General features: G+C 39.8%; 9 protein-coding genes. 8 read left to right on the top strand and 1 reads right to left on the bottom strand.

Translation table 11 applies throughout. The features are described 5' to 3' along the window. On the bottom strand, positions 1-382 hold a 382-nt coding region (locus tag NT145_00945), incomplete at its 3' end, for a hypothetical protein (GenBank protein ID MCX5781262.1). A gap of 282 nt (positions 383-664) precedes the next feature. Here NT145_00945 and NT145_00940 point away from each other — a divergent pair. From NT145_00940 to NT145_00905, 8 genes are all read left to right on the top strand, one after another. After that, positions 665-2,605: an aconitate hydratase gene (locus tag NT145_00940; protein ID MCX5781261.1), complete on the top strand. Its 1,941-nt coding sequence runs from the start codon at positions 665-667 to the stop codon at positions 2,603-2,605. Between the two features lie 98 nt (positions 2,606-2,703). Continuing rightward, a complete protein-coding gene (locus NT145_00935) occupies positions 2,704-3,969 on the top strand; it encodes a glutamate-5-semialdehyde dehydrogenase (GenBank protein ID MCX5781260.1) in 1,266 nt (421 codons plus the stop codon). 43 nt (positions 3,970-4,012) lie between these two features. Continuing rightward, on the top strand, positions 4,013-4,141 hold the full coding sequence (locus NT145_00930) for a hypothetical protein (GenBank protein MCX5781259.1): 129 nt from the start codon (positions 4,013-4,015) through the stop codon (positions 4,139-4,141). A gap of 52 nt (positions 4,142-4,193) precedes the next feature. Then, positions 4,194-5,105 carry a Yip1 family protein gene (locus NT145_00925; protein MCX5781258.1) on the top strand — a complete coding sequence of 304 codons (912 nt, stop codon included), beginning with the start codon at positions 4,194-4,196 and terminating at the stop codon, positions 5,103-5,105. Positions 5,106-5,129: 24 nt separating this feature from the next. Next, on the top strand, positions 5,130-5,783 hold the full coding sequence (locus NT145_00920; GenBank protein MCX5781257.1) for an HAD family phosphatase: 654 nt from the start codon (positions 5,130-5,132) through the stop codon (positions 5,781-5,783). 23 nt (positions 5,784-5,806) lie between these two features. Further along, positions 5,807-5,974: a hypothetical protein gene (locus NT145_00915; protein ID MCX5781256.1), complete on the top strand. Its 168-nt coding sequence runs from the start codon at positions 5,807-5,809 to the stop codon at positions 5,972-5,974. A gap of 348 nt (positions 5,975-6,322) precedes the next feature. Next, positions 6,323-7,906 carry a radical SAM protein gene (locus tag NT145_00910; GenBank protein ID MCX5781255.1) on the top strand — a complete coding sequence of 528 codons (1,584 nt, stop codon included), beginning with the start codon at positions 6,323-6,325 and terminating at the stop codon, positions 7,904-7,906. Positions 7,907-8,221: 315 nt separating this feature from the next. Next, positions 8,222-8,833: AAA family ATPase (locus NT145_00905; GenBank protein MCX5781254.1), on the top strand; the 612-nt coding region annotated here is incomplete at its 3' end.

The raw sequence follows: 8,833 nt of genomic DNA, 5'->3' as shown, positions 1-8,833 counted from the left end.
GCGCGTTAATTATTTTTTTTCTTAAAGATATATCGCTTACGGCCTCTATCCAGGAAGTATCAACTTTTCCTATCCCCCCCTCAACCAGAATTTTTTTGAAATGATATTTTTCGTTAAAAAACGATAAAACCCTGCTTATATTTTTCTGGGCTTCGGGATTGCAATGAAGATCCTGAATATTTATGACTATTTTTTTGCTGTCAAAAAATTTTGCGTCGGTAATATTCCCAGTTTCGGCAGGTAAAAAAGAAGAATTTGCAAGTGCATTTTCTGCGGCGGTTTCCTGGGCTAAAGCGATAGCAGCGTGAACGCTTGAGCTTGTGCAGGTAAATAAAAAACAAGCGGCAGTAAAAACAGCCGTTGTTTTAATAAATAGGCGCAAGAATTTTGTATTGTATAAGGAAAAACTATGGAAATGCTTTTTCAGAAGCTTGTCCCCCCAGCATCTTTGATAATTGCTTTTAGCACCTATTATATATAAAGGCAGTGAAATCAAATCTAAAAAGTTGTAAAAGATGTGTGAAATTATTTATAAATAAACCTATTAATATAATAATAGACAGTTGATTTTACTGTAATATATTGAAAATTGATTTTCAGCTTTAAATATATTATAATACAAAAGAAAAGATACGAGGATTTTCGTCGAAAAAGGGTTAAAAACATGAATCTGACGCAGAAAATAATATCAAAACATCTTGTTTCAGGAAATATGGAACTGGGGCAAGAGATTGCCATCAAAATAGACCAGACGCTAACGCAGGACGCCACGGGAACTATGGCCTGCCTTGAATTTGAGTCTATGGAAGTGATTAAAACAAAAACAAAAATTTCCGTGAGCTATGTTGACCATAATACTTTGCAAACAGGTTTTGAAAACGCGGACGACCACAGATTTTTGCAGTCCATAGCTTCAAAATACGGAATTATTTATTCTCCGGCGGGAAACGGGATTTGCCATCAGGTACACTTGGAAAGATTCGGCGTACCGGGAGATACACTGATAGGTTCCGATTCGCATACTCCGACGGCGGGAGGAATAGGAATGCTTGCTTTCGGAGCGGGTGGATTAGACGTTGCCACTGCCATGGCAGGTGAAGCTTTTTACATAACAATGCCGAAGATTGTTAGGGTTCTTTTGCAAGGAAAGTTGAAAAATTTTGTCAGCGCAAAAGATATTATTTTAGAGCTTTTGAGGAGATTTACCGTTAGAGGCGGGCGGGGAAAAATATTTGAGTACACCGGGTCGGGAGTTTTAACTTTAAGCGTTCCTGAAAGAGCAACCATAACAAATATGGGAACAGAGCTTGGCGCGACAACAAGCATTTTCCCGTCAGACAGGGTGACAAAAGAATTTTTAAAGATGCAAAAAAGGGAAAAAGATTATAAAGCTTTTGAAGCGGACAGAGACGCATCTTACGACGATGAAGTAGTAATAAATTTAAATACAATAGAGCCTTTAATAGCTTTACCACATAGCCCGGACAACGTATGCAAAGTAAGAGAAGTTAATGACATAGAAGTAAACCAGGTTGCAATCGGCTCATGCACAAACTCTTCGCTCTCGGATATGATGTTGGTAGCAAAACTGTTGAAAGGCAAAAGAATTAATCCCAACGTAAGCCTGATTATTTCGCCCGGGTCAAGGCAGGTTATGACGATGCTTGCAAAATCAGGCGACCTTGCGGCAATAATTGAAAGCGGCGCCCGTATACTTGAATGCTCGTGCGGCCCCTGCATAGGAATGGGCCAGGCCCCTGCAAGCGGAGCGGTTTCTTTGAGAACTTTCAACAGAAATTTTGAAGGAAGATCGGGGACAAGAGATGCAAAAGTTTATCTTTGTTCGCCTGAAGTTGCAGTTGCATCAGCTCTTAGAGGAAAAATAACTGATCCCAGAGATGTTTTTAAAACGAAGCCGGCAATATCTTTACCCAAGACTTTTTTAGTTGATGACGGATACTTTCATTTACCGTCAACGAGTTCGGGAGATGTAAAAATTATTCGCGGCCCAAATATCAGATCTTTGCCCAAATTCAGGCCGATGGCAGACAGCATTAAAGCGCCGGTATTGATAAAGCTGGGCGACAATATTTCTACGGACCATATTCTTCCGGCCGGGGCAAAGATACTGCCTTTAAGATCAAATCTGCCTGCGATTTGCGAATACACTTTTTCTGCGATAGATAAGGACTTCCCGCGCCGCGCAAAAGAGTTCGGAAGCGGTGTAATAATAGCCGGGGAAAACTATGGCCAGGGATCATCAAGAGAGCACGCGGCGCTTGCGCCCAGGTATCTTGGCGTTGAGGCAGTAATAGCTAAATCTTTTGCCCGAATTCACCTTGCAAATTTAATCAATTTTGGGATTTTGCCTTTAACATTCCAAAATTATAGAGACTACGATATAATTGAGACGGGAATGACCCTTGATATTCCTGATGCGGTTTACAATATTAAGGAAAGCAAAGAGATAACCGTAACAATAAAAGAAAACGGAAAAAAGTTTCAGGCTGAATATGATCTTACCCCAAGACAAAAAGAAATTCTTTTTGCCGGGGGGCTTTTAAATTGGGTGAAAAATAGCAAAAAATTAGCGGATAGCGTATAGCGTATACAAAAGAACAAAGACATTGCAATAGAATTTCCTATCCCTGCCCGCCGGCAGGCGCGGCGCTAAACGCTATGCTCTACACGCTGGGAGAAAATATGGATTCTGAACAGATGAAAAAAACCATCATTGCGCAAGCTGCTACCGCAAAGATTGCCTCAAGGAAGTTGGCAAACCTTTCTTCTGACGATAAAAATAAAATACTCGTGGCAATAGCTGACGCTATTATTAAGCAAAAAGACGACATTCTTTTTCATAATGAAATTGATGTTGAAGCCGCAAAAGAAGCAGGGATCAGCGATGCTTTGGTAGACCGCCTTTTAATGGATGAAAAAAGAATTAAATCAGCGGCGCAGGGTTTAAGAGAAGTTGTTGATCAAAAAGATCCTGTTGGCGAAATTGTTGCTGACTGGACACCTCCGGTTGGGATACATATTCAAAAAGTAAGGGTACCTTTAGGTGTTATTGGGATGATTTACGAATCTCGGCCGAACGTAACGATTGACGCCACCGGGCTTTGCCTTAAGGCGGGAAATGCGGTGGTATTAAGAGGGGGGTCCGAAGCTTTTAATACCAATCACATGTTAATAAAAATCATTGCAAAATCAGCGTATTCTGCAGGATTGCCGGAAGGCTCTGTTCAATTGATTGAAACAACAGACCGTGAAGCCATTTTAGAAATGATAAAGCTGGACCATTTGATTGATTTGATAATTCCCCGCGGCGGCGAGGAAATGATAAAGTTTGTGCGGGAACACGCAACGGTTCCCGTGCTTGCGCATGGGAAAGGGCTTTGCCACACTTACATAGATAAGGATGCAGACCTTGAAATGGCAAAAAAAATTGCTGTTAATGCAAAATGCCAAAGGCCCGGAGTATGCAATGCAATGGAAAGCCTTTTAGTTCATAAAGACGTTGCCGAAAAAATTTTACCGGATCTTTGCGCCGAATATAATAAAAACGGGGTGGAAGTAAGGGGATGTCCTTTAACAAAAAAAGTTGTTCCTTCAGTTGTTGAGGCGACCGATCAGGACTGGTCAACGGAATATTTGGACAAAATATTGTCCGTCAAAATAGTGAATTCTTTAGAAGAGGCGATCAATCACGTAAACAAATACGGATCAGGACATTCGGAAGCTATCGTTACTAAAAATCAGGAAGCAGCAAGCAAATTTTTGAAAGATGTTGATGCCGCTGCGGTTTTTCATAATGCTTCAACAAGACTTCACGACGGAGGAGTGTTTGGTTTGGGCGCGGAAATAGGAATTTCTACACAAAAGCTTCATGCGCGCGGAACAATGGGGGTAAAAGAGCTAACAACCACAAAATATCTTATATACGGAAACGGAGAAATAAGAACATAACAGTTACCTGGCACCAGCTAGCATCATAAAATAGAAAGGCGAGATGTCCAAAGAAGACGCGGAAGGAATCCTGCAATATTATAATGATGCAGAAAAACAAAATACCGAAAAGCTAAAATTAAGAATGCCTAAGATACCGAAGGTCGATGAAGGCTGGCAGAACTTGACATAATAATTTGATTTTGCTTTAAATATAAAGAAGTCAAAAAACTAAGGAGGAAGGTATGTATTTAAAAATGCTGCTTGACGAAACGATTCAGTTGTTTGTAAATCCAAAAAAGTTTTTTTCCGGCCTCAAAATAGAAGGGGATTTTTTAACCCCTATTTTGAAAGCTCTATTTTATTCCGCGATCGCAGGGATTTTGTATTTTGTTAACGGAGTAATTAATCCGATGTTTGCAAATTTTGCAAATATACTAGGCCTTTTCATACAGGCTGTAATATTCGGTGTAATAGGCCTTTTTATCGGAGCTTTTGTTTTATGGATACTGGCAATGATCGTAAACGCAAAGCCAAAATTTTCTAATTGCGTATATGTTACGGCCGCGTTATACCCTCTTTTCATAGTGTTTATATTGTTAGGGCAAATACTATCTTTTAGCGGGGCGCTTTCTTGGTTAGTTATGCTGTCTGCATGGATATATGGGTTCTATCTTATTTTTTGCGCTTTAGTAGATAGTTTAAAAGCTGATGAAAAAGCAGGTAAAGCCTTAGTCGGTATATTAGTTCTAATTATCGTGTTTGCAGTAATAAGCCCTTTAATAATGGGATTTTTTGTTAAAGGATACGATGCAATGAGATTCCAGTTTTCTCAGAGAGTTCAGAATATAACTCAAGGAATGTGGAAGCCCCAGCCAAGAATGCAAGGCTTTATGCCAGGTCAAAGACCGATGGGATTTCCTGTTGCTCCCGGACAAAACATTCCAGCACAAGGTATGCAGTATCCGCCGGCAGGAGTACAGGTTTCAACAGTCCCGCTTCAGAATATAGTGACTCCGGCTCCTTCAATGACCACGCCTCAGCAAAATCGTGAAATGGCAAAAAGAATAATTATGTCAAATCCCAGAATGACTGCCGAGCAGAAAAGACAAGCGATAAGAAGACTTGAAGAAAATCAGAGAAAAATGAAAAAATAGATGCATAAGCGTGAAGGAAAAATAATGAGAAAAGAATTAAGACGTAAGCCTTATGCATTCATTTTTGACTTGGACGGCGTTATCGTAGATTCTATGCCGTACCATTTCCTTTCTTGGCATGAAGCGTTAAGACCATTTGGCGTCAGAGTAAACTGTATTGATGTTTATCAAAAAGAAGGCGCCAAATGGGACAAGGCGTTAGAATATTTCCTTCAGAAAGCCAATATAAAACCAACCAGAAAAATCCTCAACGGTATTTTCAAGGAACACAAAAAATCATTTAAAAAAATATTTAAAAGATATATTTTTGACGATGCATTGCCAATAATTGAAAAGATAAAGAAAAAGGGTTATAAAATCGGGCTAGTTACAGGCACAAATGCCAAGCGCGTAAAAAGGATATTGCCCGCGAAAATTTATAATATGTTTGACAGTATAATAACCGGTGACAGCGTAAAAAAAGGAAAACCCCACCCCGATCCTTACCTAAAAGCTGCGAAAAAACTGAATGTCAGTCCGTCTGATTGCGTGGTAATAGAAAATGCCCCGTTCGGAATTGAATCAGCAAAAAAAGCGGGCATGTTTTGTATCGCTTTGACTACAAGCCTTCCGAAAGAGTACCTTTCCGGAGCAGACAAAATAGTAGATAATCTCTTCCAAATATCGTCGATAATTTAAAGCGATACTTTAAGGTTATTAACATGATCCACAAAGTTGCTAACATCATAAACACATTGAAATTGCAATATAATTCTAAAAATGTTGACGGAATGGCACGCTTCGGAATCAGCAAAAAAAACACTCTCGGAATTTCGATGCCGTTCATAAGAAGCCTTGCAAAAAAAATCGAAAACAGCCAGTTGAATTGACAGGGATGCTTTGCGTGAACTGCTAAAGCGCAAAAAAGCATTAAGAAAGATAAAAGTTAATAATTTTAGAATCATTTGACTTTATAACTTTCATAACCTTTACACTTTTACACGTAGTTAAAAAAATGTTTCACGTGTCCGCCACAGACGCCGCGCCTGCCGGCGGGCAGGGATCAGCCTATGGCTGAAAACTTCCATATTTAAAAGATCTTTAAGCTATCCAGTTACCAACATAGATAGAATCAGTAAATTGTTTCATGTGAAACAATTTACTGTGATGTAAAAGTGTAGACATTTTTTAACTTTTTGACATTTGAACTTTCCAAACATTTACACGTCTTTAATCTAATGAGCAATTTTTTACTAATAAACCCTCCAATATATGACTTCGCAGCTTACGATCTGTGGGCCAAACCTTTGGGATTGCTATATATTTCAGCTATTTTAAAGCAATACGGACACAAAAGCATATTATTGGACTGTATGGACCGCAATCATCCTTTAATGCCGAAAACGGAATCAAAAGAGTACGGGTGCGGCCCCTACTATAATACCGTAGTTGAAAAACCGGAAATTCTTGCCAAAATCCCGCGAAAATACAAAAGATACGGCCTGCCAAACGAATCCATAACAAAAATACTAAACGAAATAGACAGGCCGGACTATATATTGGTTAGTTCAGGGATGACTTATTGGTATCTTGGGGTTTTTGAAGTAATTAGAACTGCTAAAGAGAAATTCAAGGATACTCCAATAATATTGGGCGGGAACTATGCAAGCCTTTGTTTTGATCATGCAAAAGAACATTCAGGAGCTGATTTTGTAGTAGAAAACGGAATGTCCGGTCTTTATAGCAGTCTGTTAAAACTGGGTTTAAAGATAAGAGGATTAAAAGAGCCATTTAATAATTATCCGGCCCCGGATTATGAAGGTTATAAAAAGAATGAATATATAGCCATAAGAACTTCTTTAGGATGCCCGTTTAATTGTGGTTATTGCGCTATTAAAACCTTGGCTGGCAAAAGGTGGCAGACAAAAAGTGCAGAAACTGTAATAAATGAAATTGTTTACTTTGCGGGCCAAGGAATTGAAAACATCGCTTTCTATGATGATGCGCTTTTGTATGATGCCAAAAATCATATAATCCCCATACTTAAAGGGCTGATTGAAAGAAAACTTAAGGTAAACCTCGTTAGAGACCTGCCTCTCTCGCCTCGCTGCCAGCCTCGATGTTTGGCGGGCGAAGCGGGCCGGTGGGCGGGCAACGGGCTCTTCGCCCCGTTAGAAATCTTAGCTGGCTTAGACATAAAGTTAAGCCCCTGTCTAAATCGGCGTTTCAGCCAACAATTTCTAACGGGGCGAGCGAATAAAGACGGCGGTATTACACCGCCATCTAAAAGCATGATTCCAATCTGCCGACAGGGGTCGGCAGCCTTCTCTAACGGGGTAAATTTCCATACACCCAATGGCCTTCATGCTAAATATATTACAAAAGAAGTGGCATGCCTTTTAAAAGAAGCCGGATTTATTATGCCAAGATTAAGCCTGGAAACAGTAGATCCAAAAGCGCAAAAGGCATCCGGTGGAAAAGTATCAACAAAAGAATACCTTTTCGCCGTAGAAAATCTTGTGGATAGCGGTTATAGTAGGGGGGAATATTGTGCTTATACAATGATTGGAATGCCGGGGCAAAGCCTGGAAGAAGTTGACAAAACTTTGGACATTGCCCATAATTCCGGGGCCCATATTTCGCTTGGCGAATATTCTCCAATTCCTCAAACTAAAGATTGGGAAAAGGTTAAAAACAATCTCCCGTATTTGGACCCCCTCTGGCAGAATAATTCTATATTTCCCTTCCACCCTCTTTCATACTGGCCCAAGCTACAAGCCCTCAAAGACAAAGCACACCGTCTCAATAATGAACTACGTTAAAAGTTAGGAACGTTTAGAAAGTTATGAAAGTTTGCAAATGTTTCACGTGTCCGCCATAGGCGCCGCGCCTGCCGGCGGGCAGGGATCAGCCTTTGGCTGAAAACTTCCGCATATGAACTTCTACGAGCAAAAAATCTCTTTATCTTGCTGATGGGCAAATTGTTTCACATGAAACAATTTGCCTAATTAGCAAGCCTATGCCCGCAATACCTTGCAAATAGATAAAATATTTTGTAGAATAATTTAGGTTAAAGCAGTGCGCATCACGCAAACGGCAAAACGCATTGATAATACAATGTATTTTAGAGGTATCATATGAGCAAAATTATTACGGTTGCAAACCAAAAAGGCGGTGTCGGTAAAACAACTTCGGCCATAAACCTTGCGGCATGCCTTGCCTTTATGGGCCAGGACACGCTTTTAATTGATATGGATCCGCAGGCAAATACCACAAGCGGCCTTGGCGTTGACAAAAATTCTTTAGAAAATCATATTTACCATTCATTGATTGATGAAGTTAAACTGGAAGATATCTTAAAACCTACCGAAATAGACTGGCTTGATCTGGCTCCATCAAACGAAGATTTAACCGGTGCAGAAATTGAATTGGTAAATATTGCAAACAGGGAATCGCGGCTTAAAGAAGCTTTATCAAAGTTTGAAAAAGTGTACAAATACATTTTTATTGATTGCCCCCCATCTTTAGGGCTTCTCACATTAAATTCTTTGGTGGCGGCAGATTCCATAATTATTCCTATGCAATGCGAATATTACGCGCTTGAAGGAGTCGGGCAGTTAATAAAAACAATAGAACTTGTCAAAGAAAATTTAAATCCGAAACTTGAAATTGAAGGCGTACTGTTTACCATGTTTGATGCCAGAATCAACTTGTCTCAGCAGGTTGAAGAAGAAATAAAAAAATATTTC

The sequence above is a fragment of the Elusimicrobiota bacterium genome (assembly GCA_026388075.1).
Taxonomy (GTDB): Bacteria; Elusimicrobiota; Endomicrobiia; order Endomicrobiales; family JAPLKN01; genus JAPLKN01.
The sequence above is the reverse complement of the archived record's forward strand: the minus strand, read 5'-3'. Positions and strand labels throughout refer to the sequence as shown.